Genomic DNA, 25,535 nt, shown 5'->3' with positions numbered 1-25,535 from the left:
ATCGACGCCCCGGGGCGTCTCAGAATGGCCAGGACCAGTCGGCCACCTCGGGGAGGTCCGTGCCGTGCTCGCGGATCCAGTCCCCGTGGCGCCGGCGCTGCACCACCATCCGGCGGCGGAGCTCGGCCGCGTCCTCGCCGAGCCCGGGCACCCGGTCCAGCACGTCCATCACCAGCCGGTACCGGTCGAGGTCGTTGCGGACGACCATGTCGAACGGCGTGGTGGTCGAGCCCGACTCCTTGTAGCCGCGGACGTGGAGCCGGGCGTGGTTCGGGCGCCGGTAGGCCAGGCGGTGGATGAGCCACGGGTAGCCGTGGTAGGCGAAGACCACCGGACGGTCACGGGTGAAGAGCTCCTCGTACCGGTCGTCCGCCATCCCGTGCGGATGCTCCTCCCCGGGCAGCAGCCGGGCGAGGTCGACCACGTTCACGACGCGGACGGACAGCGTCGGCAGGTGCTCGCGCAGCAGGGCCGCGGCCGCCACGACCTCCAGCGTGGGTACGTCCCCCGCACAGGCGAGCACCACGTCCGGCTCGCGCCCCGGCCGCTCCGTGCCGGCCCACGACCAGACCCCCGCACCACGGGCGCAGTGCGCGCGGGCCTCCTCGATCGACAGCCAGTCGAAGCAGGGCTGCTTGCCGGCCACGACCACGTTGACCCGGTCCCGGCTGCGCAGCACGTGGCCGGCGACCGCGAGCAGGGTGTTGGCGTCCGGCGGGAGGTAGACCCGGACGACCTCCGGGCTCTTGTTGAGCACGTGGTCGACGAACCCGGGATCCTGGTGGGAGAAGCCGTTGTGGTCCTGGCGCCAGACGTGCGACGTCAACAGGTAGTTGAGGGAGGCGATCGGCGCGCGCCAGGGCAGCGTGCGGGCGGTGCGCAGCCACTTCACGTGCTGGCCGACCATCGAGTCGACGATGTGGGCGAAGGCCTCGTACGTGGAGAACAGGCCGTGCCGACCGGTGAGGAGGTACCCCTCCAGCCAGCCCTGGCAGGTGTGCTCGGAAAGGATCTCCATCACCCGGCCGTCCCGCGCCAGGTGCTCGTCGGTGGGCGCGGTGGCCGCCTGCCAGGCCTTGCCGGTCGCGTCGTACAGGTCGTCCAGCCGGTTCGAGGCGGTCTCGTCGGGACCGACGATCCGGAAGTCCCGCCGCTCGGCGGTGTCGGCCATGACCCGGGCGAGGTACCGCCCGAGCACCCGGGTGGGTTCGTGCGCCCCCGTGCCGGGCTTCGCGGCCGGCACGGCGTACGCGTCGACGGGCGGCAGCGGCAGCGGGCGCAGCAGGCGGCCGCCGTTGGCGTGCGGGTTCGCGCCGAGTCGGTGCCCGCCCGCCGGGACGCAGGCCAGTACCCGGGGCAGCGGACGGCCCTCGGCGTCGAACAGCTCCTCCGGGCGGTACGAGCGCAGCCAGGCCTCCAGCGCCGCCAGCCGGTCGGGGTTCTCGCGCACGTCCGGCAGCGGGACCTGGTGGGCCCGCCAGGTGCCCTCCACCGGCCGACCGGCCACCTCCCGCGGCCCGGTCCAGCCCTTCGGGGTCCGCAGCACGATCACCGGCCAGGCGGGCAGGCACCGGCGCGTCGCGCCCGTCCGCGCCGTGCGCTGGATGCGTCCGACGAGGTCGAGGGCGGTGTCCATCGCCTCCGCCAGGTCCCGGTGCACGACGTACGGGTCGTCGCCCGACACGAACAGCGGGGCGTAGCCGTAGCCGCGCAGCAGGGCGTCCAGCCGGGGGCCGGGGATCCTCGAGAGCACCGTCGGATTGGCGATCTTGTACCCGTTCAGGTGCAGGACGGGCAGCACGGCTCCGTCGTGGACCGGGTCCAGGAAGGTGTTCGAGTGCCAGGACGCCGCCAGCGGCCCGGTCTCCGCCTCACCGTCGCCGATGACGCAGGCGACGAGCAGCCCCGGGTTGTCGAGGGCGGCCCCGAAGGCGTGGGACAGCGAGTAGCCCAGTTCCCCGCCCTCGTGGATCGATCCGGGGGTCTCCGGCGCCACGTGGCTGGGCACGCCGCCCGGGAAGGAGAACTGCCGGAAGAGCCTGCGCATCCCGTCCGCGTCGCGGGTGACGTCGGGGTAGGTCTGCGTGTAGGTGCCGTCCAGCCACGCGTTGGCCAGGACGGCGGGGGCGCCGTGCCCCGGTCCCCATACGCACAGGGCGTCCAGGGACCGCTCCTTGATCACCCGGTCCAGGTGGGTGTGCACCAGGTTGAGCCCCGGCGAGGTGCCCCAGTGGCCGAGCGGCCGGGGCTTGACGTGGGCGGGCCGGAGCGGTTCGCGGAGCAGAGGGTTGTCCAGCAGGTAGATCTGGCCGGCGGCCAGGTAGTTGGCCGCCCGCCAGTGGGCGTCCAGTTCGGGGACCGGATACGTCGCCATCCGACGCTCCTTCACGGTGACGGGCACCCGTGACGGGTGCCGGTGCCGAGGACTGTCCTCCGGTTCCCCGCGGGCGGGCAGGGGCGGACCGGCCCGGGGAGAGGGACCGTCGGCCCCGGGACAGTCGCCCCGCCGCCCGCCAGGGCCGTGCCGGCGCAGGCGTCGACGCCGGGCCCCTCCCGGTTGCGGCGCCGCGGGTCCGCGACACCCTGGAAGTGCCCGCAACCGACGAGGAGGGGGCCACGGTCGTTCTCGACGGTGCCACCCGGCGACCCGGGCGGGAGGAGCCCGACCGGCCCCCGGTGGGGACCGACCGGCCCATGCGCCCCGGCCGCCCCGCGCACCAGCCTTGACGGTGACCACCCTGTACAGCACACACGGGAAGGGGCACGCCATGAAGGCGCTCGTCTTCCACGAGCCGGGGCGAACCTCTTGGCAGGACGTCCCGGACCCGGCCATCAAGGACGCCGCCGACGCGGTCGTACGGGTCGAGGCCGTCACCATCTGCGGCACCGACCTGCACATCGTCAAGGGAGACGTCCCCGAGGTGACGCCCGGCCGTGTGCTGGGCCACGAGGCCGTCGGCACGGTCGTGGAGATCGGCGGCGACGTGCGCACCGTACGCCCCGGCGACCGGGTCCTGATCTCGTGCATCTCCGCCTGCGGCCGCTGCCGGTTCTGCCGCGAGGGCCGCTACGGCCAGTGCCGCGGGGGCGGCGGCTGGGTCCTGGGCCACACCATCGACGGCACCCAGGCCGAGTACGTCCGCGTGCCGTTCGCCGACCTGTCGGTGCACCCGCTGCCCCACGCCGTGGACAGCCGGGAGGCGGTCCTGCTGGCCGACATCTTCCCCACCTCGTACGAGGTCGGGGTCCTCAACGGCGGCGTGCGCCCCGGCGACACCGTCGTCGTGGTCGGTGCCGGGCCCATCGGCCTGGCCGCCATCACCACCGCCAAGCTCTACAGCCCCTTCCGCATCGTCGTCGTCGACCTCGCCGAGTCCCGCCTGGCGGCCGCCCGCGACCTCGGCGCCGACGCCACCGCCGGCGCCCGGGAGGGTCCCGAGCAGCTGGTGGAGGACCTCACGGAGGGCCTCGGCGCGGACGTCGTGATCGAGGCCGTGGGCGTGCCCGAGGCGTTCGAGATGTGCACCCGCATGGTCCGCCCCGGCGGCCGGGTCGCCAACATCGGCGTCCACGGCAAGCCGGCCGTCCTGCACCTCGAGGACCTGTGGATCAAGGACGTCACCATCACCACCGGCCTCGTCGACACCTCCTCCACCCCCATGCTGCTGCGCATGCTGGCCGCCGGCCGGCTGCCCGCCGCCGCCCTGGTCACCCACGCCTTCGAGCTGGACCGGATGGAAGAGGCGTACGACGTCTTCTCCCGCGCCGCCGACACCGGCGCGCTGAAGGTCGTCCTCGGCGGACCGTGGCACGACGCGGTCGCCGTACCGCCCCAGGAAGAGCGTGTGCGATGAACACCCTGCACGGCACCGAGCCACGCCGGCCCCGCGACGCGGACGCGGGGCAGCGCGGCCGCACCGACCTGGGCCGCCGCGTCGCCGCCCGCCGGACCGAACTCGGCCTGAGCCGCGAGGCGCTGGGCGAGCGGTGCGGCGCCGACGCCCACTACATCGCCTACCTCGAGGACCACGCCGCCGCGCCCGCGGCCGGTACGCTCATCCGACTCGCCAACGCCCTCGGCACCACGGTCGACGACCTGACCGGCGCGAACAGGGACCGGACCCCGGGCACCGCGACCGCGGTGCGCGAGGCCGAGCTGCTGCCCCTCGACGAGGCCGAGAGCCGCAGCCTGCTCGGCACCCACGGGGTGGGCCGGGTGGCCGTCTTCACCGCCGAGGGTCCCGCGATCCTTCCGGTCAACTACGTCGTCGCGGGGGCCGACATCGCCTTCCGTACGTCCGGCGACGCCGTGCCGGCCAGGGCCGCGGGAACCGAAGTGGCCTTCGAGGTCGACCGGATCGACGAAGTGGCCGCGACGGGGTGGAGCGTGCTGGCCGTGGGCGAACTCAGGGGCGTCACCGACGCCGACGAGCTCCGGCGCCTGAACGCCGCGGCCCGTTCCGTCCCGTGGGCGGGCGGTGAGCGGGCCCACTGGATGCGGCTCACCCCCGTACGCCTCACCGGCCGCCGGATCGCGCACCCGTGATCCGGCCCGGCCCCGTGTCCCCTGGGGACGTCGTGCCGGTCGGGCCGGGCGGACCCACCGCCGGGCCCACCCGATCGGTCAGGAGCTCGCCGCCGCCCGAGCGCCGGCGGGCGCAGCACGGAGGCGCGTCATGTTCCACCGGAGGACCCCCACCGGGGCCGGACCGCTGCACCGGGCGGCCGACCGCGCCCGCACCCGCTGGCACGCCGTCTTCGTACTGGCCTGCGCCCTCGCGGTGATCGCCGGCGTCCTGGCCGCCCTGGCCGTGCGGGACGCCGACACCCGCACCGCGCAGGAGCAGGCCCGCCACCGGCACCGCGTCACCGCCACCGTGGTCGCGGAGCCGACCGTCGTCACGGCCGGCCGGTCGGGCGGCTTCGGCCTGACGGCGCGGGCGGTCTGGAGGTACCCGGCGGCCGGTGCGGAGCACGCCGGCACCATCACCGTGCCGTTCCGCACGCACGCCCACGACCGGGTGCCCCTGTGGGTCGACGACGGCGGACGTGCGGCCGCCGGCCCCGCGTCGGCCACCGACATCGGCCTCAACGCGGCCGGCCTCGGCGCCTGCGTCTGCGCCGCGACCGTCCTGGGCGCCGGGGCGGTGGTCCACCTGCGCCTGCGGCGGGTCGAGGCGGGCAGCCTGCGCGACTGGGACCGCGAGTGGGAGGTGGTCGAGCCGCTGTGGACCGGCCGGCTCCGCCCCGGACCGGGCGCCGGCGACGACTGAAGGGCACGCCCCCGGGGCGTCCGGCGCCCGGACGCCGCGAAAAACCGGTGGAGCGGCGCCGCCGTGCGCGCTTACCGTGCTGTCGGACCGAGTCGTCGAGGCAAGGACGCGCCGTTGTACACCAAGTGAGACCCCCCGAGAGCTGATCTGTCGCGCGTCGCACCTGTGCGCCGTGCTGCTTCCTGCTGCGGACTTCTCACTGAAATCGGTGTACACCTGTGCTCAACGACTGGGTGGTCGCTCCCACCTGCCTGCCCCTCGTACGTCGCCGTTGCCCCGCGTGCGCGGCCGACCGCTTCCGGGCGAGCGGCAAATTCCGCGTCAACGCGAACCACAAGCTCCTCGACGTCTGGCTCCTCGTGCTCTGCACCTCCTGCGGGGACACCGCGAAGCTCACGGTCCTGGAGCGGACGCACGTGCGCTCCGTGCGGCCCGAGATGCTGGACCGGCTGCACGACAACGACCCGGGCCTGACCGCCGAGTTGCTCCAGGACCCGGTCGTGCAGCGCCGCAACCGCATCGCCCTCGACTGGGACGGTGCCTGGCGCCTCGACACCGGAGGATCGGACCACCTCGACCGCGAGGTGATCGACGTCTCGGTCCGCTTCGCGGCGCGGATCCCGGTCCGGCCGGTGCGACTCGTCGCCGAGGGCTGCGGCCTGTCGCGGGCGGAGGTCGAGAGGCTGGTGGCGGACGGGAAGATCGTGTCCGCCGTCCGGCTGAGCGGCAAGCTCTCCGGCGACTTCACCTTCACGCTCAAGCGCTGAGCCCTTTCGGGACCGCGGGGGCCCGGCCGGTGCGATCGGCCGGTCGGGCCCCCGCGGAGGGGCCCTCACGGTCGGGCGCGCGGTCGGGCCCGTGGTCAGGCGCTCCGGTCACGCCCCGCGGTCAGACGGGGCGGCCCGGCCGGCGGCTGGGCGGTACCAGGGCGTGGCTGGCGATCACCGCCGCCTGGACCCGCCGTTCGACGCCGAGCTTCGTGAAGAGGCGCGAGACGATGTTCTTGACGGTCTTCTCGGCGAGGAAGAGCCGCTTGCCGATCTCACGGTTCGTCAGCCCCTCGCTCACCAGCACCAGGATCTCCTTCTCCCGGTCCGTGAAGCCCGGCAGGCCCGGCACGCGCTCCTCCTCGGGGACCTCGCCCCGCATCCGCGCCATGACCCGGGCGGTGGCCCCCGGATCGAGCATGGACCGCCCCGAGGCGACCGTGCGTACGGCGGTCACCAGGTCGGTGCCGTTGATCTGCTTGAGGACGTAGCCGGAGGCGCCGGCCATGATGGCGTCCAACAGGGCGTCCTCGTCGTCGAACGAGGTGAGCATGAGGCAGGCCAGGTCCGGCATGCGCGAGCGCAGCTCGCGGCAGACGGAGACCCCGTCGCCGTCCGGCAGCCGTACGTCGAGCACCGCCACGCGCGGGCGCAGCGCCGGCACCCGTACGAGGGCCTGCTCCGCGGTGGCGGCCTCGCCCACGACGCGGATGTCGGGTTCGGCGTCCAGCAGGTCGTGCACGCCCCGGCGGACGACCTCGTGGTCGTCGAGGAGGAAGACGCTGACGGGCTCCTCCGCCGGGAGGGGCTCACCGCTGTCGGACATCTCGGACTCCTTGGTCGTGGCCGCGGCGCGAGCGCGGGCGTGGGGGCGCCCTGGCATCCTGCCGCGCCGGCGGGACCTCAGGACAGGGCCGATCGGCCCTCCTTGACCCGCCGTCACGCGGACGTTCGGCACCGACGGGGGACTTTCGGCGTCTTCTCGGGACCTTCGGCCCTTCGTGCGGGGCCAGCGGACCTTTCGGCGCGCCCGGCGGAGCTGATGAGGTGGCCGTGCCCCGGCCGGGGCTCCGGCGCGGTGACCGGCCGGTGACGGTGATGTACGACGGAGTGAGGACGCATGGGCAGAACGATGATCGCGCTCAGGACCGTCTCGCGGGGCGACTGGGGGCCGGGGGTGGCGGTGGTGGGGGAGTTGGACGTCCACACCGTGGCCGCCGTGGAGCCGCGACTGGCCCGGCTCGCCGACCACGGCGGGGACCTGGTGCTGGACCTTTCGGGCGTCGCCTTCTGCGACAGCTCCGGCATCGCCCTGTTCCTCCGGCTCGACCGCCGGTGCGCGCGGGCCGGCGCGCGCCTGCTGCTCGACGGCGTGCCGCCGCTGCTGGCCAAGTCGATGCGGGTGCTGGGGGCCGACCGGGACCTGTGCTGCCGGTGGGCGTGACGGACGGGGAAACGAGGACCGTTCGGCCCTGGTGCGCGCAGGGTGTTCCGGGTGACGCTGCTGATCGGAGAGCGACACGAAGCGAAAGACTCCGGACCGGGATGCGCATCATGGAATACGGCAACGAACGTCGAACGGGTCACTGCGCGACCACTGCCGCGCCGATCCCGGCCGCGGCCGGTCCGCGCCGCATGCGGCCGCTGGACCGTACCGAGGCCCTGCGCCTCCTCGGCTCCGTCTCCCTGGGCCGGGTGGTCTTCACCCGGCACGCACTGCCCGCCGTGCGCCCCGTCAACCACGTGCTGGACGGCGAGGACGTCCTCGTGCGGGTCCACGACGGCGGGGCGCTCGCCGCCCTGGCCGCGCCCGCGGACTCCGCCGGCGTGGTGGTCGCGTACGAGGCCGACGAGATCGACCCGGTGACCCACCTCGGCTGGAGCGTGGTGGTCACGGGGTACGCCCGCTCGGTGGGGGACCGGGCCGAGGCGGCACGGCTCGGGGCGCGGCTGCTCCCCTGGGTGGGACTCGACATGCCGCACGTCGTGCGGATCCAACCCGACCTGGTCACCGGATACGTCCTGGAGCGCGATCCGGCCGACGCCGGCTGAGGCGGGGGCGTCACGCCCCCGGCCGCCACGCCCCGGCCGCCGTGCCGGCGGCCGTACGGGCCGGCCGGGCCGTCAGGGGGCGGGTGCGGGTTGGGACGTGGTGACGGCCGGCTCCCGGCCGGCCCGGATCGGCGCCCGCCACACGAGCCGGCTGCCGCCGCCGGCCGGGGACTGGACGCGGAAGGTGCCGCCGACCCGGCCGGCGCGCTCCTCGAGGTTGGCCAGGCCCGAGCGCCGGCCCTGCTCCGGAATCCCCACCCCGTTGTCCGACACGGTGAGGACCACCTCGCCGTCCGCGGCCTCCAGCGCCACCGCCACCCGGGTCGCCCGGGCGTGCCGGGCCGCGTTGCTCAGCAGCTCGTTCAGCGCCGCCACGACGTGGTCGGCGACCGCGGCCGGCACGTCGGTGTCGAGCAGGCCCTCCATGCTGAGCCGCGGCGGGTGCCCCAGGACCGTCGCGGCCTCCCCGACCGCGTGGGCCGCGCGCGCCCGCAGGCCCGTACCGGCGTCGCGGTCCTTGGTCCGGAGCCCGAAGATGGTCGATCGGATGATCTTGATGGTCTCGTCGAGGTCGTCCACGGCCCGCGCCACCCGCTGCGCCGCGTCCTCGTGCTGCACCAGGCGGGTGGCGCTCTGCAGGGTCATCCCGGTGGCGAACAGCCGCTGGATCGCCAGGTCGTGCAGGTCGCGGGCGATCCGGTCGCGTTCCTCCAGCAGTGCGATCTGCTCGGCGTCCCGGCGCCGGTCCGCCAGCTCCAGGGCGAGCGCGGCCTGCCCCGCGAAGGCCAGCAGCGGCTCCAGCTCGCCCTCGGAGAACACCGGCTCCCCGGTGTCGCGGGCCAGGAACAGCACGCCCCGGCCGCCCCCGTCCTCGGTGCCCAGCGGCACCGCCACCGCGGGCCCCAGGCCGCCCGTCGGACGGCTGTCGGCCGGGAACCGTTCGTCCGACTTCGACTTCGAGGTGGCGACCGGCGCGCCGGCCGTGTGCGCGGCCCCCGGCATGGTGCCCTCGACCGGGAGTAACAGGCCTTCCCGGGGAGTGGCCCCCGATCCGGTGGCCACCTCGACGAGCAGCCCGTCCGCCCCGGGCAGGGCCGTGGCGATCTCGGCCGCCGCCGAGCCGGTGATGTCCCGGGCCCGCTCCGCGATCAGCCGCAGCACCTCGGCCCGCGAACTGCCCGACAGCAGGCTCCGGGTGATCTCGGCGTTCGCCCGCAGCCAGCGCTGCTGGCGCTGGGAGCCCTCGTACAGGCGGGCGTTGTCGATGGCGACGCCGGCGGCGACGGAGAGCGTCGCGATGACGGACTCGTCCTCGGTGTCGAAGTCGAGCCCGCCCCGCTTGTCGGTCAGGTAGAGGTTCCCGAACACCTCCTCGCGGACCCGGATCGGTACGCCGAGGAAGGTGCGCATCGGGGGGTGGTGCGAGGGGAACCCGTGCGAGGACACGTGCCTGCCGAGGTCGCCCAGCCGCAGCGGCTCCGGGTGCCTGATGACCTCGCCGAGCAGGCCGTGACCGGCCGGCAGCGGCCCGATCCGGGCGATCTCGCCGTCCGTGAGGCCCACGGTGAGGAACTGCGACAACGTCCGGCCGTCCGGGCCGATGACGCCCAGGGCTCCGTACTCCGCGTCCACCAGCAGGGCCGCCGCCTCCACGATGCGGCGCAGCACCTGCGACAGCTCCAGCTCCCGCCCCACCGACACGACGGCTTCCAGCAGGCTGTGCACGCGGTCCCGGGTGCCGCGCGCGGCGTCGATCCGCGCCTGGAGCTCGTCGAGTAGCTCGTCCAGCCGCATCCGCGGCATCTTCGACAGCGGTTCCCCCACCATGGCCGTACCGACTCCCCTCGCCTTCGCCGACCCGAAGACTATAGGTAGCGGAACCCTTGCGGAGGGTGGTCCTCCGTACGAAGGTGCGGATCTTCGGGCGCCGGCGAGGTCAGACGACGTACTCGCCGGGGTCCGTGCCGCCCAGGTCGAGGCGGAAGGGCGGGTACTCGTCGGTCATCAGGGCCGCGTACGCGGCGACCCGCAGCACCCACCGGTTGAGGCCCATGACCAGGTCGAACAGGTCGCGGTGGTAGCGGCCGGTGAACAGCAGGGCCACGGCGACGAACAGCACCAGGAGGCCGATGAGGCCCGTGTCCCACCAGCCCGCGTGCCAGCCGCCGGCCAGGAAGGCGACCACGAGGTACTGCGGAATGACGAGCAGCCACCACTTGACCAGGACCAGCCCACGCGAGAGCCGCTCGGGGTAGGCGATGTGGAGGCCGGTCGGGTAGCCGGGCTCCTCGCCCAGGCTGAACGGCGGGTACCGGTCGGTGGCCAGAGCGCCGTACGAGTAGTACGAGACGCGCCAACTCCAGCGCAGCACTCCGACGTTGAAGTCGAACAGCGCCCGTGGGTAGCGCTCGGTGAACAGGATCGCGAAGAACGCGATCACACTCACCGCGAAGAACCCGATCCACAGGAAGGCCAGCACCACCACGTGCGGGAGGACCAGGATCCACTTCACGAGCCACAACCACCGGGACAGCGGCTCGTCCAGGCTCCCCGTCATCCGTACCGGGCGGTAAGCGGTCGGAGTGCTCATTGCGCGGTCCTTCCGGGCGCCGTCCCCCTCAGGTTCCAGCCTGCTCCCGTGCCGCGCGGGCTGCGACCGCTCCGGGTCGCGCGGCTGGTCAGACGAGGGCCGCCACGTGGTCGGGGGCCTCGTCGACCAGGAGGTGGCCGGCGTGCGGGACGACCTCCAGGTCCGCACCCAGCGCGGCGCGGACGGCCGGGGCCAGCCGTCGCGGCGGCAGGAAGACGTCATGCGCGCCCGACACCACGCGGTGCGGCACGGCCCGGACCCGGTCGTCGAACGCGGCACGGCCGGGGGCGCCGCTGGAACGGGAGTGGCGGGCGACCAGGGTCAGCCACTGCACCAGCTCGGCCCGGGGCTCGGTACCGGGCGCCGTCATGCTCCGCAGCAGCCGGGCGCTGCGGGCCGGGACGGGGCGCAGGTACCAGGCGGCCGAGGCGGCGAGCAGACCGGGCGTCAGCCGCAGGGCGCAGAAGCCGCCGGGGGAGAGCAGCAGGCGTCGCTCCGCGTGCGGGGAGCGGCAGGAGAGCGTGATGGCGGCGCCGAAGGAGTGTCCCATCACGACGGCGGGCCCGGTGGCCTCCAGGACGTCGTCCAACCAGGCCCCGTACCAGGCCAGTCGCCCGCCGGACAGCCCGCGGGCCCCGGAGCTCAGGCCCGGTTGGCCCGGTACGTCGGCCACCACGACGCGGTGGCCGGCCCGCACCAGTGCCGTGGCCAGGGGCAGGGAGGCGGCCGCGTTGAAGTTGGTGCCGGGGACGAAGACCACGGTGCTGGTGCTGGTGCTGGTGCTGGTGCTGGTGCTGGTGCTGGCGCTGGTTCCGGTGCCGGGCCCCGGTCCGGCCGTGACGACGTGCGTGCGTGCACCGCCGGCGGCGAGCGTCGTCCGCTCGTGCGGCACCGCCCAGGAGTCGAGCCGCTCGAGGCACCAGCGGCCGATCTCCTGCTGCCCGGCGGTACTGCGGTAGATCGACTCCATCGGACCCCTCGCCCCTCGACTCGCGCACTGCCCCTCGGGTTCTGCTGACGGCACTACGACGACGGGGGCGCGCCGCGGGTTCCGGGTACCACCACGAGCGCCGTGCAGGGCTGCCGCAGGGAGCCGGACGGGCTGCACGACGGCGGTGCCGCGGGGTGACAACCGATAACGAAGCGTCACATATATAGCGAGATGGGCCTTTTGGTCCGGTAGTTTCGCCGGTGGCGCAGGTCACCGTCGTGCCTGCGCTTCCGAATCCGACCTCGTGAGGTGTGGTCTTCATGGGCATGTCCATCCGCAACCAGCTCGCCGGCACCGTCACGTCCGTCACCACCGGGGAGGCCATGGCGTCGGTGAAGGTGCGCCTGGCCGGAGGGCAGGACATCACCGCCGCGATCACCGTCGACGCGGTCAACGACCTGGGCCTGGCCGCCGGCTCCGCCGTGAAGGCGCTGGTCAAGGCCACCGAGGTGGCCGTCGCCACCGGGCCCGTCGAGGGCATCTCGATCCGCAACCAGCTGGCGGGCGCCGTCGTCGGCGTCTCGACCGGCGGCGCGATGGCCTCCGTCAAGATCTCCGTCGAGGGCGGCGAACTGACCTCCGCGATCACCAAGGACGCCGTCGACGCCCTCGGTCTCTTCCCCGGCTCCTCGGTCGTCGCGCTGATCAAGTCGACCGAGATCTCCCTGGCCGCCGCCTGACCGTTCCTGCGGGCCGGGGGCTCACACCCGCCGGCCGGGCCCCGTGAGAGGTTCGGAGCGGCCCCGCAACGCGCCCGGCGGCGACCGGAAACGCCGTGCGCCGACAGTCGTGGCCATGCTTCCCGCGACCGTCACGCCCCCGCCCCCGGCCCAGCCCGCCCCTGCGCCCCCGCCCGCCCCTGCGCCCCCGCCCGCCCCTGCGCCCCCGCCTGCCGCCGCGCCCCGGTCCGCCGCGGTGGCGCGGCTCGCCCCCACGCCGCCGCCCGTGTCCACGGCCCGGCCCGTCCCCAGGGCCCGGCCCGCGTCCGCCGAGCCCCGCGCGCAGGGGCCCCGTGCCGTGCCCGACCCCCGGGCCACGCCCGAGACCCCGTCCGTGCCCTGGGAGCGGGCGCGGATCTCGGCGCACGGCGCGGCCCGTCCCCTGGCGGTCCGTACGGTGCCGCTGGGGGCCGCCGCCGGACTGGCCCTGGCCGCGGACCTGCGCGCCCTGCATCCGATGCCGTCCTTCGACACCGCCGCGATGGACGGCTACGCCGTCGCCGCGGGCCCCGGCCCGTGGCGGGTGCGCGGGGTGGTCCGGGCCGGCGCCTCCTGGGACGGCGTACTCGGACCCGGCGAGTGCCTGGAGATCTCCACGGGGGCTCCGGTGCCGGCCGGCGCGCACGCCGTACTGCCGCTGGAGTCGACGGTGCCCGGCGACGACGACGGCGACCTCGTGTCCGGCCCGGCACCCGAGCCCGGCCGCCACGTCCGCCGGACGGGCGAAGACGCCCCGGCCGGCAGCAGCCTCGCCCCCGAGGGGACGCGGATCGGTCCGGCCCTGCTCGGCCTCGCCGCCTCCTGCGGCCACGACGTGCTGGCCGTACGGCCCCGCCCCCGGGTCGCCGTCCTGGTCACCGGGGACGAGCTCGAGCACGCCGGCCGACCGGGCCCCGGCCGGGTGCGCGACGCCCTCGGCCCGCTGCTCCCGCCCCTGGTCGCCGCCCTCGGCGGTGCGGCCGACGCGCCGCGACACGTCCCCGACCGGCCGGCCGGGCTGCTGGCCCCGGCCGTTCGGGCGGCGGCGCGTACGGCCGACGTCGTCGTGGTGACGGGCTCCACGTCCGTCGGCGCCACGGACCAGCTGCGCCTGCTCCTGGCCGAGGCCGGGGCCCGGCCGGTGGTCGACACCGTCGCCTGCCGTCCCGGCCACCCGATGCTGCTCGCCCGCCTCGCCGCCGACCGCTGGGTGGTGGGGCTGCCGGGGAACCCGTACGCCGCCCTGGTCGCCGCCCACACCCTGCTCGGCCCCCTGCTGGCCGGCCTCTGCGGTCGCGCCCTCGCCCCCCTGCCCCGCGTCCCCGTCCGCGGCCGGGTCCGCCCGGCCCCCGGCCGGACCCGCCTGGTGCCCGTCACCTGGGGCGGTGCCGGGGCCGAGGTCGCCGACGGGCACGGTGCCGCCTTCCTGCACGGCGCCGCGGTGGCGGACGCCCTGGCCGCGATCCCGCCCGACTGGACGGACGGCGGTGCGGTTCCCCTGGTGCTGATGCCGGCGACGCCCGGGGCGTGCGGAGGGCCCGGAGCGTCCGGGGTGTCCGGGGCGTGGGGCTGAGGCGTCAGGCCGCGGTCAGCAGCTGCTTGTACGAGCCGCCGTAGCCGCGCCGTTCGTCGACCAGGTGGACCTCCAGCACCCAGTGGGCCCGCCAGCCGCCCTCGGCCGCGCGGCGGAGCGGCAGCGCGTTGTCCGGTCCGAGGTACGCCTTCGGCGTGCGCTGCGGGCGGGCATCCGGACCGGGGTGGCCCGGCGCCGTCCGCGGACGGCTGGCCGCCGCGTGTGCGTGAGGGTCGGCCGTCGGCCGTCGGCCGCCGGCGGACCGGCGCGGTCCGGGACCTCCCGGCGGATCCGGACCCCGGTCGCGGGGCGCGCCGGGGCGGGGTGGTCGGGGGCGGGGTGGTCAGGTGAGGGGGACGGCGCGGGCCAGGAAGTGGTCGGGGGCGTCCTCGTACTCGTCCAGGTGCCAGCCCGAAGCCCCCAGGGCGGGGCGGAGGTTTGCCTCGGCCAGGAGGTCCCCGGGGTCCAGGGCGCGGCCGTGGCGGGCGGCGCGTTCGGCGCGTCCGGAGGGGTGGAACAGGACCAGGACGCCGCCCGGAGCCGTGATGCGGGCCCACTCGCGCAGGGCCGCCCGCGGGTCGGGGAGGTGGTCGACGAGGCCTGCCGAGAAGATGCCGTGCACCGCGGCCGAGGGGAGCGGGAGGCGGGTGCAGTCGGCCGCGACGAGGTGGCCGTGGCGGGTGCGGCCGTGCCGGGCGGCGGCGGTCAGCATCGCCGGGGTGACGTCGATCCCGAGCACCCGGCCACCGGGGCCGACCTGGGCGCGGAGCGCGGGCATCGCGCGGCCCGTGCCGCAGCCGAGGTCCACCGCGCGACCGCCGGGCGCCAGCCGCAGGCGGGCGACCGCGGCCTCGTACGCCGGCGTCTGGTGGGCGAACCGCTCCTCCCACGCGTCGGCCCGGGAGGTGAAGAAGGCTCGGGTGGCGGTGTGTTCGGAACGCGCGGCGACGAGGGCCGCGAAGCGGGCCAGGAGCCCCTCGGCCCACGGGTCGGGGGCGGGTTCGTCCGCGGGGGCGCCGCCCGCGCCCGCGACCGGGGTGGCGGGGCCGTCCGCGTACGGCTGGTCCGCGTGCGCCCGGCCCAGGAAGCGCACGCCCCAAGCGCTCCCGCCGATCCGGAAGGCCTGCTCCGGGTACCCCGCGCAGGAGGCGAGCACGACGGCGCCGGCCGGCAGGGCCAACGGGCCCTCGACCGGCCCGTGGCCGAGCGGCGGGCAGGCCGCTCCGGCGAACAGCGGGTCGACGGCGGCGGCCTCGGTCAGTTCCACCGCCCGTCGTGGCCCGGGCTCCGCACGGGTGTCGCCGGAACCGTCCGGGCCGGCCCCCGCGGCTTCCGCCAGCAGGCGCGTGCCCGTGCCCAGGGCCAGCAGCGGGACGCCGGCGGCCAGCGCCGCGCGGACGAGCGAGGAGGTGGCCGGGTCGGCGGGAGGGACGGTGGCGGGCGGGCTGTGGGCGGCACCGCGGGGGTGCGGTGCGCGCCGGGGGCCGGCCAGGACGATCACGCCCTCGACACCACCCAGGCCGGCTGCCGCGATTCCGCCGACCGGCCCGCCGCCGGCCGCGTCCCCGTCGTCGGGAAGCAGCACGGTGCGCGTGGTCAGGTCCGCCGCCGCGAGCACCCTGCCCAGGCCGGCCGGAGCCGGTCCGGACGCCTGCCGCACGACGACGACCGCCATTCCGTACTCCTTGGATCCGAGCCGAGCAGCCACACGGGTGGCACGAACACGGGGCCCCGCGCGCCGAACACCGCTGGTCGGCGCGCAGGGCCTCCTGCCGGTGGGCCCGTGACGGGGAGAGCCGCTCGTCCGCCCCGGGTCCGGCACGCGTGTCAGTGAACCAATCGGAGCCCCGGCGGGACGACTGGATTCGGACACGGAATCGGGCCGCGGTGGCCCGATGGATACAGTCAATCATCCAAGAGGTGAATGCGCCATAGTGCCGCGCATATGCAAGGTGAACCGCCAAGTCCATCTGGCGTGTGCCGGTCAGATCATGCGTCCGCGTGACGAGTCCGGGGCCTCCACCCGGCCGGCGCGGGGCGGCAGGTCCACCCCGGAGGCCCGCGCCGCCTCCGCCGTCCGCCGCGCTCAGAGGGTCGCGCGCACGATCACCAGCGACCCGTCGTACGTCGGGCGGTGGCGCAGGTGGCCGAACTCCTCGTCCCAGGCGCCGGTCTCCAGGTCGTGGCGCAGGCTCTTGTCGAAGCGCTCGCGTACGGCGTCGTCCACGAAGCTCCAGGCCGAGCAGGCCTGGCGGACCGCCGGATCGAGGAGCATCTCGGGCCGGCCGTAGTACGCCTCGTTGAACCCGTCGGTGCAGTCGAGCGGGACGGGCACGGTCTGCACGCTGCCCGTCCCGCCGAGCCCGGCGGCAAGTTCCTCGACGGTCGGGTAGCGGTGGGCCTCGGTGTCGAGGACCTCGGGCGCGTACCGGTAGAGCCAGAAGTCCCGTACGAGGGCGGGGTCGCAGGTCAGGATGACCACTGGTCCACGGGTCACGCGGCGGATCTCGCGCAGGCCGGCGCGCACGTCGGACCACTGGTGGACGCCGAGCAACGTCATCGCCGCGTCGAACTCCCCGTCGGCGAAGGGCAGGTCCTCCGCCACCGCGTCGATGGCCCGGGCGAGCTGCGCCGGCCGCCGGGACCGCACCGGCGCCGACGGCTCGACCGCCGTCACCGCCCGCGCCGCGCGCTCGTACGATCCGGCGCCGGCGCCGACGTTGAGCACCGTCCGGGCCTCGCCCAGGGCCCCGGCGACGAACCGGGCGATCCGCTCGTCCGGGCGGCGGTAGGAGGAGTACCCGGAGCCGATGGCCCCGTGGTCGACGTCGCCGGCGCTCCCGACCCGGGTGCGCGGGGTGGGTGTGGTCATGGGGGACTGCCTCGCCTCGTGAGCAGGGACGGGGGAAGGGGCCCCGGACCGCCCGTCGGTCGTGCCGGTCGGGTCGGGCCCGGGGGAGAAGGGGGAAGGGGGAAGGGGAGGACTAGGGCCAGAGCTGGAAGCGCTGCCAGTCGGCTCCGGTCCGCTCGTAGCGCAGCCGGGTGTGCACGCGGCTCCTCGCCGCCTGCCAGAACTCCACCTCCGTCGGGGCGAGGGTGTAGAGCGTCCAGGCGGAGTCGACGAGGGAGGGCTCCCGCTCGACCAGGGTCAGGGACTTCTCCAGGGCTTGGTCGCGTTCGGCGGCGTCCGCCAGGTACTGGCTCTGGCGGGCCAGCAGGGACTCGGCGCGGGCGGTGGCCGAACGGCCGAGGAAGTCGGCGGCGCTCGCCCCGGCGGTGCCGGGCGCCACCGGCCCGCGCAGGCGCACCTGCCGGCCGTGCTCGGGCCAGTAGAAGGTGAGCGCGCCCCGCGGGTGGACGGCCAACTGGTGCCCCTTGGGGCTGAAGGCGTGCCCGGCGAACTGCCAGCCCGATGCGTCGACGCCCTTGAGGACGAGCGTGCGGGCGTCCGGGTCACCGTCCTCGTCGACCGTGGACAGGGTCATCGCGTGCGGGTCGCGCAGGCCGTCCGCCACGGCGTCGGACAGCCAGGACAGGAACAGGCGTACCGGATCGGCCGGTGCCCGCTCGGGCTCGAACTCCGGGAGCGGTCCGGCGAACACGTCGATGCCCCGCAGCCACTCGCGGACGGCGTGCCCGCGTTCTCCGTCGCCCATCTGCCGCCTCCTTCGAAGGACTCCATCCCGACCAATCCTGCATCTGCGGCCGATATTCGACAATCACCTCGCAAATGCTTGTCTGATACGCCAACTCGTCGTGCATGTACTGGGGGAAGATGTGGAGCTGGCCACACGGTGGGGTCCGCGCCTGCCCCGAGTCGGTCGGCCGGCACCGCCGACTCGTCCCTCGCGACGGGCCGCGGGGCACCCGAGGGGGCCGTCCGGCCCTGGCGGGCGCGCGTAGGGCGTGGTGTCATGAAAGGGACGGAAAGAGTCCGGTAATTCGAGGACGCGGAGAAGCGGCCCATGGTCGCGCACCGCACAATCAGGATCCGCGAGAAGCGGGTGGACTCTTTCCGTCCGCGGCCACGGACGCAACGTCGTCGAGCCTCGGGCGCACCGCCGTCGCCCCCGTGCCGGGCAGGGTGGGGAGGCGTACGCTCGGACCGGGGGCGGGGACCCGTGGACGCAGCGGCGGAGGCCCACCATGTCGCACACCACCGAATGGCGCGTACGCCTCGACCTCGTCGAGGACGACCGCATGACGAAGGCCCGCGTGGAGCTGGACACCGGCACGGCCACGCTCACCGGGCACGGCACGGCCCGCCGCAGCCCCCAGGACGCGGACGTACCCGTGATCGGCGACGAGCTCGCCGCCGCCCGCGCCATGGAGAACCTCGCCGACCAGCTCAAGCGCGCCGCCTACGGCGACATGGCGGAGTCCGGATCCGCCACCGGGCCGGAATCCCTGCGCCCCTACGCCGGTTGGCCGGACCTCACCTCCTCCTGACGCCGCCACCTCCTCCGCCCCTCGCCCCGCCGGAGCGCCGGTGCAGCCCGAACTGCGGTCACGGCACCCTCGGTTGCGCGACGACGACCGTGTACGGCGGCCCGACCGGACGGACTTGGGCCGCCCACCCGCCACACCCGGCGAATCGGGCCCGGTAGCGGCGTACCCGCAACCCGTCCCCGGATTCCAGCCGGCCGCCCCCGCCCCCGCCCCCGCCCCCGCCACCGGCAGCGGCAGCGGACGCCGCAACGCCCCGGGGCGGGCGCCGCGGAACCGACCCCACCCCCCGTACGTCCCAACCGCACCACCGCCGCGTACGGAAGGCACCCCATGAAGCCCACGCACCCCCTGCGCCCCCTCCGTCGCCTCGCCCCCCTTCTACTCGGCTTCGCCCTGGCCGCGGCCGGGTGCGCGGGGACGGCCGACGCCAGCTCCGCCGCGGGTACGTCCGTCCGCCCGGCCACCGGCACCGTCTCCGACGACCGGGGCGACGACGGGCGGCCGGCGCCCGGCCCGGTCAACCGCGACGACCCCGCCGACGGCCCCGCGTCGGCCACCGTCGGAACCTGGTACCGCTTCGACCTGTACACGCACTGCGGGGTCAGTACGCTGAAGTTCTCGGGCCGGTACTGGCGGCTGATCCAGATGCGCACCGACATCGAGTCCGACGTGGCCGGGCCGCGGGTGGACTGGGGCCAGGACTACACCCCGGGGTACGTACAGCTGGAGTCCGACCGGGTCGCGGTGTTCGAGACGGCGGGGCAGCCGCCGCTCGTCTTCGAACCCACGACCAGCCCGGTCATGCTCTGCAAGTGACTCGCACAGGGGGAGCGCGGGGATGGGCACAGGAGCGGGAGCAGGGCCGGCGGCGGACCCGGGCCAGGAGCGGGACCCGGCGCCCCCGCCGGCGTCCGCGGCACCCGGCGACCCGGACCCCGACCCCGGCCTCTACGGCCCGGGTTCCGTCACCTGGCAGTGCCACGGCGATCCGATCATGTGGCTGGCCGGCGTCCGCGCGCTCTACCTCCAGGCCCTCCACCCCCGCGCCGTCCGCGCCGTCATCGCCAACTCCGACTTCCGCACCGACACCTGGGGGCGCCTGCTGCGCACCGCCGACTTCGTCGGCACCCTCACCTACGGCACCACCGAGGCCGCCGAACGCGCAGGCGCCCGCGTCCGCCGCATCCACACGCACCTGCGCGCCACCGACCCGGCCACCGGAACCGAGTTCCGGATCGACGACCCCGAGCTGCTCCTGTGGGTCCACTGCGCACAGATCGAATCGTTCCTGCACGTCCTGCGCCGCTCCGGCGTCCGCCTCACCGCCGCCCAGGCCGACCGCTACGTCGACGAGAACCGCGTGAACGCCCGCCTCGTCGGCCTCGACCCGGCCACCGTCCCCGCCACCGCCGCCGAGCTCGCCGCCTACTTCACCGCCGTCCGCCCCGGCCTCGCCGCCGGAGCCGACGCCCGCGAGGTCGACGTCTTCCTGCGCCGCCCGCCCGTCCACCCCCTCCTCGTCCCGCTCCGCGCCCTGCTGTGGCGGCCGCTCGCGGCCGTCGCGTACGGATCGCTGCCCGACTGGGCCCACGCCCTGTACGGCAGACCCGCCCCCGCCCCCCGCGCCGTGACCCGGCGCCTGCGCCTCACCGGCCTCCTGCTGCGCCTGATTCCCGCACGTCTTCGCTGGCAGCTGCCCCCGGGTCACATCTTGAAAGCAATGGCCCGCCTGGGGCCCGCCGCGCGTCCCTCGCCGTACACACTGCGTACAGTGGCGGCCATACTGAACGGGCCGGGGAGGGCACAGCACGACAACGGGGGCGGCAACACGAGATGGCGGAGTTGGCTGAAAGCACACTGATCCAGGGCCGATATAGGCCGCTCGACCTGATCGGGCGAGGCGGAATGGGTGAAGTCTGGCGCGCCCATGACGAGTCCCTCGGCCGCCACGTAGCGGTCAAATGCCTCAAGCCGCTCGGGCCCGGACAAGACCCCCACTTCACCCAGGTGCTCCGCGAACGCTTCCGCCGCGAGGCCCGCGTCGCCGCCTCCCTCCAGCACCGGGGTGTCACCGTCGTCCACGACTTCGGGGACGACAGCGCCTCCGGCGGCCAGCTCTACCTCGTCATGGAGCTCCTCGACGGGCGCAACCTCAGCCAGCTGATGGAGGCCTCGCAGGGCCGCCCGCTGCCCGTGGCGGAGGTGATCGACATCGCCGAGCAGATCGCCGCCGCCCTGGCGTACACGCACGAGCAGGGCATCGTGCACCGCGACCTCAAGCCGGCCAACATCATGCGGCTCAGCGACGGCACCGTGAAGATCTGCGACTTCGGCATCGCGCGCCTGGCCCACGACATCGGTTTCACCGCCAAGCTGACCGGCGGCGGCATGGCCATGGGCACGCCCCACTACATGTCGCCCGAGCAGATCGCCGACGCCGAGGTCGACCACCGCAGCGACCTCTACTCCCTCGGCTGCGTGCTGTACGAGATCGCCACCGGCGCCCCGCCCTTCGACCTCGGCGACTCGTGGTCGGTGCTGGTCGGCCACCGGGACACCCCACCGGTGCCGCCGCGCGCGCACCGCGAGGAGCTGCCCGCCTACTTCGAGGAGGTCGTCCTCGACCTGCTCGCCAAGGCCCCCGAGGACCGCCCGGCCGACGCCCGCCGGCTCCACCAGCGGCTGCTGGCGGGCCGCACCGGCGGCACCGCGGCGGTCCGGGTGGCCGCCCCCCGACACGGGGCCGAGCCCACGGGCCTGCCGCACCCGGCGGACGCCCCGGGCCTGGCGTACCCGGCGGAGGCCCTGGGCCTGGCCTACCCCGCGGAGCTCGACGGCGCGGCGTACCCGCCGGAGGCGGCGGGCCTGGCGTACCCGGCGGAGGCCGACGGCTCGGCGTACCCGCCGGAGGCCGCGGGTCTGGCGTACCCGGCGGGGCTCGACGGCCTGCCGTACGCCGGTGGGACCGTCGCCGCCCGGCACACCGGCGAGGTCACCGGCCTGCCGTACGCCGGCGGGGCCGGAACCCCGTCCGCACACGGAGTCGCCCCCGAGGCGTTCGCCGCCGAGACCGGGTGGCACGCGGCGCCCGCCACCCCGGCGGAGGCCTGGGGCCCGCCGCTGCCGCCGTGGGCCCGCGCCATGGTCACCGGGCCCAGGGCGGTACGCCTCCCGGCCCCGCCCGCCGCCGGCGCCCCGCCCCCGCACGCCCTCACCGGCCCCTGGACCCTCGCCGGCCCCGCGCCCGCGCCCACCCCCGCGCCCACCCCCGCGCCTGCCCCGGCGCCCATCCCCGCGCCCGCCCCGGTCCCCGGCTCCCCGATGCCGGGCACCGACCTTGGCGACCCCCGGGTGCCCGGCCAGCGCGGCGCGCCCACGCCCGAGTACCTCGGGCTCCTGGAGGTCCGCCACGGCACCGGGCTGAGCCTGGGCCGGCTGGGCCGCTGGGCCGAGGCGGCCGAGGTGCACCGCTCCGTGGCCGCCGCACGCGCCGAAGCCCTGGGGCCGGACCACCCCGAGACCCTGGCCAGCCGCTACGAGGTCGCGGTCACGCTCAGCCGCACGGGCCGGGCCGGCGACGCGCTCATTGAGTACGGCAAGGTGGCCGAGGGCCGCCGCCGCACGCTCGGCCCCGATCATCCGGACACCCTCGCCGCCCGCCAGGAGGCGGCGTACGTCCTCGGCCAGCTCGGCCGCCACCAGGAGGCGCACGAGCTGTACGCCGAGGTCCTGGCGGCGCGCGAGTTCGCCATGGGCGGGGACCACCCCGACACCCTCCGCTGCCGCCACAACCTCGCCGTCAACCTCTCCCGGCTCGGCCGGCCCGAGGAGGCGTACCGGGCCGTCGAGGAAGTGGCCGCGGCCCGCGCCCTCGTACTCGGCCCGCTGCACCCGGACACCCTGCTCACCCGCTACGAGGCGGCCTTCGCCCTCGGCCAGCTCGGCCGCTGGGACGAGGCGCTGGCCGGCTACCGCGAGGTGGCCGCGGCCCGCGAGCGGACCCTCGGCCGGGACCACCCGGACACCCTCGCGGCCCGCTACGAGATCGGCATCAGCCTCGGCCGCCTCGGCCGCGGCGCGGAGGCGCTGACGCTGTACCACGAGCTGGTCGCCGACCGCACCCGGGCGTACGGCGCCGCGGACCCCGAGACCCTGCGCGCCCGGCACAGCCTGGGCGTGAACCTGGGCCGGCAGGGGCACTGGGAGGCGGCCCTCGGCGAGGCGCACCACGTCAGCGGGCTGCGCGCGAGCGTCCTCGGACCGCGGCACCCCGACACGCTGGTGAGCCGTCGCGAGGTCGCCGTCGCACTCGGCTGGCTCGGACGGTGGGCCGAGGCGCTCTCCGTGTACGAGGAGGTCGCCCGGCTCCGCGAGGAGACGCTGGGCGCCGACCACCCGGACACCCTCGCCGCGCTGGGCGACCAGGGACACTGCCTGGAACGCCTGGGCCGGGCGGCCGAGGCCGCCGAACTGCACCGGCGCCTGGCGGCCCTCCGGCACCACAGCCTGCCCTTCGGCAGCCCGATGCCCCCGGTCGCAGGCTGACGCCACCCCTGCCGCCCCGACGGCCACCGGGGCCGGTCCCGACCGGACGCCCGCCACGAGGTCCCGGCGCCGTACCCACTCACCCGCACCCACCCACCGCACCCACCCACCCCTGTCCACCCTCACCCCTGCCACACACGGCCCGGCCGCACCACCCCCACGCACCCTGGCAGTGACCGATCCCGCCGTGCTAGGCAAGGGCCATGACCGCACGCGCCGATCTCCCCAAGCCCGCGCAGGACGTGTACGACGCCGTGATCGTCGGCGGTGGCCACAACGGCCTGGTCGCGGCCGCGTACCTGGCCCGGGCGGGCCGCTCCGTGCTCGTACTCGAACGCCTCGGCCACACCGGCGGGGCCGCCGTCTCCACCCGCCCCTTCGCCGGTGTCGACGCCCGCCTCTCGCGCTACTCGTACCTCGTCTCCCTCCTGCCCCGGAAGATCGTCACCGAGCTGGGCCTCGAGTTCGCCGTCCGCAAGCGCACCGTCGCCTCGTACACGCCCACCGTCCGCGCCGGCGCGCCCACGGGCCTGCTCGTCGGCGGCGGCGAGGAGCGGACCCGGGAGTCCTTCGCCCGGCTCACCGGATCCGACCGCGAGTACGAGCGGTGGCGCGCCTTCTACGAGACCACCGGCCGCGTCGCCGAACGCGTCTTCCCCACCCTCACCGAACCCCTCCCGACCCGCGCCGACCTGCGCCGCCGCATCGACGACGAGGCCGCCTGGCGGATGCTGTTCGAAGAGCCGCTCGGCCGCGCCGTCGAAGCGCACTTCACCGACGACCTGGTGCGCGGCGTGGTCCTGACCGACGGCCTCATCGGCACCTTCGCGGACGCACACGACCCCTCCCTCGCCCAGAACCGCTGCTTCCTCTACCACGTCATCGGCGGTGGCACCGGCGATTGGGACGTCCCCGTCGGCGGCATGGGCGCCCTCACCTCCGCGCTCGCGGCGGCCGCCCGGGCCGCCGGGGCCGAGATCGTCACCGGCCACGAGGCGGTCCGGATCGAGACCGACGGGGCCGCCGAGGCGGCCGTCGACTACCGCACCCCGTACGCCGAGGGCCGCGTCGCAGCCCGCCAGGTGCTCGTGAACGCCTCCCCGCAGGCCCTCGCCCGGCTGCTCGGCGAGGACCCGGTGCCCCCCGCCGAGGGCGCCCAGCTCAAGGTCAACATGCTGCTGCGCCGGCTGCCCCGGCTGCGCGACCGAGCCGTCGACCCGCGCGAGGCCTTCGCGGGCACGTTCCACATCGCCGAGGGGTACGAGCAGCTGGCCGCCGCCCACGCCCAGGCCGCGGCCGGCGTTCCGCCCGTCGCCCCGCCGTCGGAGATCTACTGCCACAGCCTCACCGACCCGACGATCCTCGGGGCGGACCTGGTCGCCGCCGGCTACCAGACCCTGACCCTGTTCGGGCTGCACACCCCCGCCCGACTGTTCGAGAAGGACAACGACGCAACCCGCGAACGCCTGCTGGCTGCCACCCTCGCCCAGCTGGACGCCCACCTCGACGAGCCGCTCGCCGACTGCCTCGCCGTCGACGAGGACGGCCGGCCCTGCCTCGAGGCCAAGACGCCGCTCGACCTGGAACACGAACTGCGACTGCCGGGCGGCCACATCTTCCACCGCGACCTCGCGTTCCCGTACGCGGACGCCGCCGAGGGAGCGGGCCGCTGGGGCGTGGGCACGGGCCGCGCCAACGTGTTCCTGTGCGGCGCGGGAGCCGTCCGCGGCGGCGGCGTCAGCGGCATCCCGGGCCACAACGCGGCGATGGCGGCACTCGAGGCGTAGCCGTCCCCCGACCCCTGTCCCGCCCGGGCGACCACGCAGACCCGGGTCGGGCGGGCGGGACGCGACGCGACCCGCCACCGGCTTTTACCAACTCCGACTTACGGGGTCAAGCCACGTATTCGTGGGACATGACCCGTCGCTCTCCATCCGGTTTATTTGAAGCAGGTCCTCACCGGGGAATTCCCCAGAAAAGCGGACCGCAACACCGAATGGAGAAGACCGATGAAGAAGACGTCTCGCAAGATCATGCTGGCTGCGGCTTCCGCTGCACTGGTCGGCGGCGGTATTGCTCTGCCGGCCACGGCGATGGCCGCCCCGGCTCCCCAAATCGCCACGGCCGACAATACGCCGAACACCCCGAACACGCCCAATACCCCGAACACCCCGGGTGGTGGCGGCAACACCCCGAACACGCCGAACACGCCCAATACCCCGAACACCCCGGGTGGTGGCGGCAACACCCCGAACACGCCGAACACGCCTAACACCCCGAACACCCCGGGTGGTGGCGGCAACACCCCGAACACGCCGAACACGCCTAACACCCCGAACACCCCGGGCGGTGGCGGCAACACCCCGAACACCCCCAACACCCCGAACACGCCCAACACCCCGAACAAGGGCAAGGGCAAGGGCAAGATCAAGACCCCGAACACCCCGAACACGCCTAACACTCCGAACACGCCGGGTGGTGGCGGCAACACCCCGAACACTCCGAACACGCCTAACACTCCGAACACGCCGGGTGGTGGCGGCAACACCCCGAACACTCCGAACACGCCTAACACTCCGAACACGCCGGGTGGTGGC

At 75.4% G+C, this 25,535-nt stretch carries 22 protein-coding genes; 14 read left to right on the top strand and 8 right to left on the bottom strand.

Annotated features, from left to right (window positions below):
- Window positions 1-19: 19 nt before the first annotated feature.
- Entirely contained in the window at window positions 20-2,374 is a 2,355-nt protein-coding gene (locus ACIQCH_RS29110) for a phosphoketolase (protein ID WP_402585698.1), read from the bottom strand.
- A gap of 394 nt (window positions 2,375-2,768) precedes the next feature.
- On the opposite strand from ACIQCH_RS29110, the gene ACIQCH_RS29105 reads away from it, so the two are divergent.
- From ACIQCH_RS29105 to ACIQCH_RS29090, 4 genes are all read left to right on the top strand, one after another.
- The gene (locus ACIQCH_RS29105) at window positions 2,769-3,854 is read left to right on the top strand and encodes a zinc-dependent alcohol dehydrogenase family protein (RefSeq protein ID WP_402585696.1); all 1,086 of its coding nucleotides are present in this window, start codon (window positions 2,769-2,771) and stop codon (window positions 3,852-3,854) included.
- Window positions 3,851-4,546 carry a helix-turn-helix domain-containing protein gene (locus tag ACIQCH_RS29100; RefSeq protein ID WP_402585694.1) on the top strand — a complete coding sequence of 232 codons (696 nt, stop codon included), beginning with the start codon at window positions 3,851-3,853 and terminating at the stop codon, window positions 4,544-4,546. The genes ACIQCH_RS29105 and ACIQCH_RS29100 overlap by 4 nt, the downstream gene beginning before the upstream one ends.
- A 130-nt stretch (window positions 4,547-4,676) precedes the next feature.
- Window positions 4,677-5,273: a hypothetical protein gene (locus ACIQCH_RS29095; RefSeq protein ID WP_402585692.1), complete on the top strand. Its 597-nt coding sequence runs from the start codon at window positions 4,677-4,679 to the stop codon at window positions 5,271-5,273.
- A gap of 218 nt (window positions 5,274-5,491) precedes the next feature.
- A complete protein-coding gene (locus ACIQCH_RS29090) occupies window positions 5,492-6,040 on the top strand; it encodes a DUF1062 domain-containing protein (RefSeq protein WP_402585690.1) in 549 nt (182 codons plus the stop codon).
- A gap of 121 nt (window positions 6,041-6,161) precedes the next feature.
- On the opposite strand, the gene ACIQCH_RS29085 is transcribed toward ACIQCH_RS29090, so the two are convergent.
- The gene (locus ACIQCH_RS29085) at window positions 6,162-6,866 is read right to left on the bottom strand and encodes a response regulator (protein WP_402585688.1); all 705 of its coding nucleotides are present in this window, start codon (window positions 6,864-6,866) and stop codon (window positions 6,162-6,164) included.
- Between the two features lie 294 nt (window positions 6,867-7,160).
- Between ACIQCH_RS29085 and ACIQCH_RS29080 the strand changes: the two genes are divergently transcribed.
- Window positions 7,161-7,484: an STAS domain-containing protein gene (locus ACIQCH_RS29080; RefSeq protein ID WP_402585686.1), complete on the top strand. Its 324-nt coding sequence runs from the start codon at window positions 7,161-7,163 to the stop codon at window positions 7,482-7,484.
- A 110-nt stretch (window positions 7,485-7,594) separates the two neighbouring features.
- On the top strand, window positions 7,595-8,092 hold the full coding sequence (locus ACIQCH_RS29075) for a pyridoxamine 5'-phosphate oxidase family protein (RefSeq protein WP_402585765.1): 498 nt from the start codon (window positions 7,595-7,597) through the stop codon (window positions 8,090-8,092).
- Window positions 8,093-8,164: 72 nt separating this feature from the next.
- Here the strand turns inward: ACIQCH_RS29075 and ACIQCH_RS29070 are convergent, their stop codons facing one another.
- From ACIQCH_RS29070 to ACIQCH_RS29060, 3 genes are all read right to left on the bottom strand, one after another.
- Window positions 8,165-9,919: a GAF domain-containing protein gene (locus ACIQCH_RS29070; protein ID WP_402585684.1), complete on the bottom strand. Its 1,755-nt coding sequence runs from the start codon at window positions 9,917-9,919 to the stop codon at window positions 8,165-8,167.
- Between the two features lie 109 nt (window positions 9,920-10,028).
- Window positions 10,029-10,682, bottom strand: coding sequence for a DUF4389 domain-containing protein (locus ACIQCH_RS29065; protein WP_402585682.1), 654 nt, complete (start codon window positions 10,680-10,682; stop codon window positions 10,029-10,031).
- An 88-nt stretch (window positions 10,683-10,770) separates the two neighbouring features.
- A complete protein-coding gene (locus ACIQCH_RS29060) occupies window positions 10,771-11,652 on the bottom strand; it encodes an alpha/beta fold hydrolase (protein ID WP_402585680.1) in 882 nt (293 codons plus the stop codon).
- Between the two features lie 281 nt (window positions 11,653-11,933).
- Here ACIQCH_RS29060 and ACIQCH_RS29055 point away from each other — a divergent pair, with 281 nt between their 5' ends.
- A complete protein-coding gene (locus ACIQCH_RS29055; RefSeq protein WP_402585678.1) occupies window positions 11,934-12,353 on the top strand; it encodes a molybdopterin-binding protein in 420 nt (139 codons plus the stop codon).
- A gap of 337 nt (window positions 12,354-12,690) precedes the next feature.
- Window positions 12,691-13,944 carry a molybdopterin molybdotransferase MoeA gene (locus ACIQCH_RS29050; RefSeq protein WP_402585676.1) on the top strand — a complete coding sequence of 418 codons (1,254 nt, stop codon included), beginning with the start codon at window positions 12,691-12,693 and terminating at the stop codon, window positions 13,942-13,944.
- Between the two features lie 343 nt (window positions 13,945-14,287).
- Here ACIQCH_RS29050 and ACIQCH_RS29045 read toward each other — a convergent pair whose 3' ends face one another.
- The 3 genes from ACIQCH_RS29045 to ACIQCH_RS29035 all read right to left on the bottom strand — a co-directional run bounded on the left by ACIQCH_RS29045 (window position 14,288) and on the right by ACIQCH_RS29035 (window position 17,600).
- A complete protein-coding gene (locus ACIQCH_RS29045; protein ID WP_402585674.1) occupies window positions 14,288-15,619 on the bottom strand; it encodes a methyltransferase domain-containing protein in 1,332 nt (443 codons plus the stop codon).
- Between the two features lie 411 nt (window positions 15,620-16,030).
- Window positions 16,031-16,816, bottom strand: a complete 786-nt coding sequence (locus ACIQCH_RS29040) for a class I SAM-dependent methyltransferase (RefSeq protein WP_402585672.1) — start codon at window positions 16,814-16,816, stop codon at window positions 16,031-16,033.
- Window positions 16,817-16,928: 112 nt separating this feature from the next.
- The gene (locus ACIQCH_RS29035) at window positions 16,929-17,600 is read right to left on the bottom strand and encodes a pyridoxal 5'-phosphate synthase (protein WP_402585671.1); all 672 of its coding nucleotides are present in this window, start codon (window positions 17,598-17,600) and stop codon (window positions 16,929-16,931) included.
- A 490-nt stretch (window positions 17,601-18,090) separates the two neighbouring features.
- Between ACIQCH_RS29035 and ACIQCH_RS29030 the strand changes: the two genes are divergently transcribed.
- The 6 genes from ACIQCH_RS29030 to ACIQCH_RS29005 all read left to right on the top strand — a co-directional run.
- Window positions 18,091-18,393, top strand: coding sequence for a dsRBD fold-containing protein (locus ACIQCH_RS29030; RefSeq protein WP_402585669.1), 303 nt, complete (start codon window positions 18,091-18,093; stop codon window positions 18,391-18,393).
- 330 nt (window positions 18,394-18,723) lie between these two features.
- The gene (locus tag ACIQCH_RS29025) at window positions 18,724-19,209 is read left to right on the top strand and encodes a hypothetical protein (protein WP_402585668.1); all 486 of its coding nucleotides are present in this window, start codon (window positions 18,724-18,726) and stop codon (window positions 19,207-19,209) included.
- A 22-nt stretch (window positions 19,210-19,231) separates the two neighbouring features.
- Window positions 19,232-20,254, top strand: a complete 1,023-nt coding sequence (locus tag ACIQCH_RS29020; protein ID WP_402585666.1) for an oxygenase MpaB family protein — start codon at window positions 19,232-19,234, stop codon at window positions 20,252-20,254.
- Window positions 20,236-22,938, top strand: a complete 2,703-nt coding sequence (locus ACIQCH_RS29015) for a tetratricopeptide repeat protein (RefSeq protein WP_402585664.1) — start codon at window positions 20,236-20,238, stop codon at window positions 22,936-22,938. Before ACIQCH_RS29020 ends, ACIQCH_RS29015 begins: the two co-directional genes overlap by 19 nt.
- 203 nt (window positions 22,939-23,141) lie before the next feature.
- Window positions 23,142-24,725, top strand: a complete 1,584-nt coding sequence (locus ACIQCH_RS29010; RefSeq protein ID WP_402585662.1) for a phytoene desaturase family protein — start codon at window positions 23,142-23,144, stop codon at window positions 24,723-24,725.
- A 222-nt stretch (window positions 24,726-24,947) separates the two neighbouring features.
- Window positions 24,948-25,535: hypothetical protein (locus tag ACIQCH_RS29005; protein ID WP_402585660.1), on the top strand; the 588-nt coding region annotated here is incomplete at its 3' end.

Origin of the sequence: Streptomyces sp. NPDC093225 (genome assembly GCF_044753805.1) — a bacterium.
Lineage (GTDB): Bacteria > Actinomycetota > Actinomycetes > Streptomycetales > Streptomycetaceae > Streptomyces.
The sequence above is the reverse complement of the archived record's forward strand: the minus strand, read 5'-3'. Positions and strand labels throughout refer to the sequence as shown.

What these genes read in the sequence shown, in the direction of transcription:
- ACIQCH_RS29110 (WP_402585698.1), bottom strand. Translation starts at nt 2,374, where the DNA reads ATGGCGACGTATCCGGTCCCCGAACTGGACGCCCACTGGCGGGCGGCC.
- ACIQCH_RS29105 (WP_402585696.1), top strand. Translation starts at nt 2,769, where the DNA reads ATGAAGGCGCTCGTCTTCCACGAGCCGGGGCGAACCTCTTGGCAGGAC.
- ACIQCH_RS29100 (WP_402585694.1), top strand. Translation starts at nt 3,851, where the DNA reads ATGAACACCCTGCACGGCACCGAGCCACGCCGGCCCCGCGACGCGGAC.
- ACIQCH_RS29095 (WP_402585692.1), top strand. Translation starts at nt 4,677, where the DNA reads ATGTTCCACCGGAGGACCCCCACCGGGGCCGGACCGCTGCACCGGGCG.
- ACIQCH_RS29085 (WP_402585688.1), bottom strand. Translation starts at nt 6,866, where the DNA reads ATGTCCGACAGCGGTGAGCCCCTCCCGGCGGAGGAGCCCGTCAGCGTC.
- ACIQCH_RS29080 (WP_402585686.1), top strand. Translation starts at nt 7,161, where the DNA reads ATGGGCAGAACGATGATCGCGCTCAGGACCGTCTCGCGGGGCGACTGG.
- ACIQCH_RS29075 (WP_402585765.1), top strand. Translation starts at nt 7,595, where the DNA reads ATGGAATACGGCAACGAACGTCGAACGGGTCACTGCGCGACCACTGCC.
- ACIQCH_RS29070 (WP_402585684.1), bottom strand. Translation starts at nt 9,919, where the DNA reads ATGGTGGGGGAACCGCTGTCGAAGATGCCGCGGATGCGGCTGGACGAG.
- ACIQCH_RS29065 (WP_402585682.1), bottom strand. Translation starts at nt 10,682, where the DNA reads ATGAGCACTCCGACCGCTTACCGCCCGGTACGGATGACGGGGAGCCTG.
- ACIQCH_RS29060 (WP_402585680.1), bottom strand. Translation starts at nt 11,652, where the DNA reads ATGGAGTCGATCTACCGCAGTACCGCCGGGCAGCAGGAGATCGGCCGC.
- ACIQCH_RS29055 (WP_402585678.1), top strand. Translation starts at nt 11,934, where the DNA reads ATGGGCATGTCCATCCGCAACCAGCTCGCCGGCACCGTCACGTCCGTC.
- ACIQCH_RS29045 (WP_402585674.1), bottom strand. Translation starts at nt 15,619, where the DNA reads ATGGCGGTCGTCGTCGTGCGGCAGGCGTCCGGACCGGCTCCGGCCGGC.
- ACIQCH_RS29040 (WP_402585672.1), bottom strand. Translation starts at nt 16,816, where the DNA reads ATGACCACACCCACCCCGCGCACCCGGGTCGGGAGCGCCGGCGACGTC.
- ACIQCH_RS29035 (WP_402585671.1), bottom strand. Translation starts at nt 17,600, where the DNA reads ATGGGCGACGGAGAACGCGGGCACGCCGTCCGCGAGTGGCTGCGGGGC.
- ACIQCH_RS29030 (WP_402585669.1), top strand. Translation starts at nt 18,091, where the DNA reads ATGTCGCACACCACCGAATGGCGCGTACGCCTCGACCTCGTCGAGGAC.
- ACIQCH_RS29025 (WP_402585668.1), top strand. Translation starts at nt 18,724, where the DNA reads ATGAAGCCCACGCACCCCCTGCGCCCCCTCCGTCGCCTCGCCCCCCTT.
- ACIQCH_RS29020 (WP_402585666.1), top strand. Translation starts at nt 19,232, where the DNA reads ATGGGCACAGGAGCGGGAGCAGGGCCGGCGGCGGACCCGGGCCAGGAG.
- ACIQCH_RS29010 (WP_402585662.1), top strand. Translation starts at nt 23,142, where the DNA reads ATGACCGCACGCGCCGATCTCCCCAAGCCCGCGCAGGACGTGTACGAC.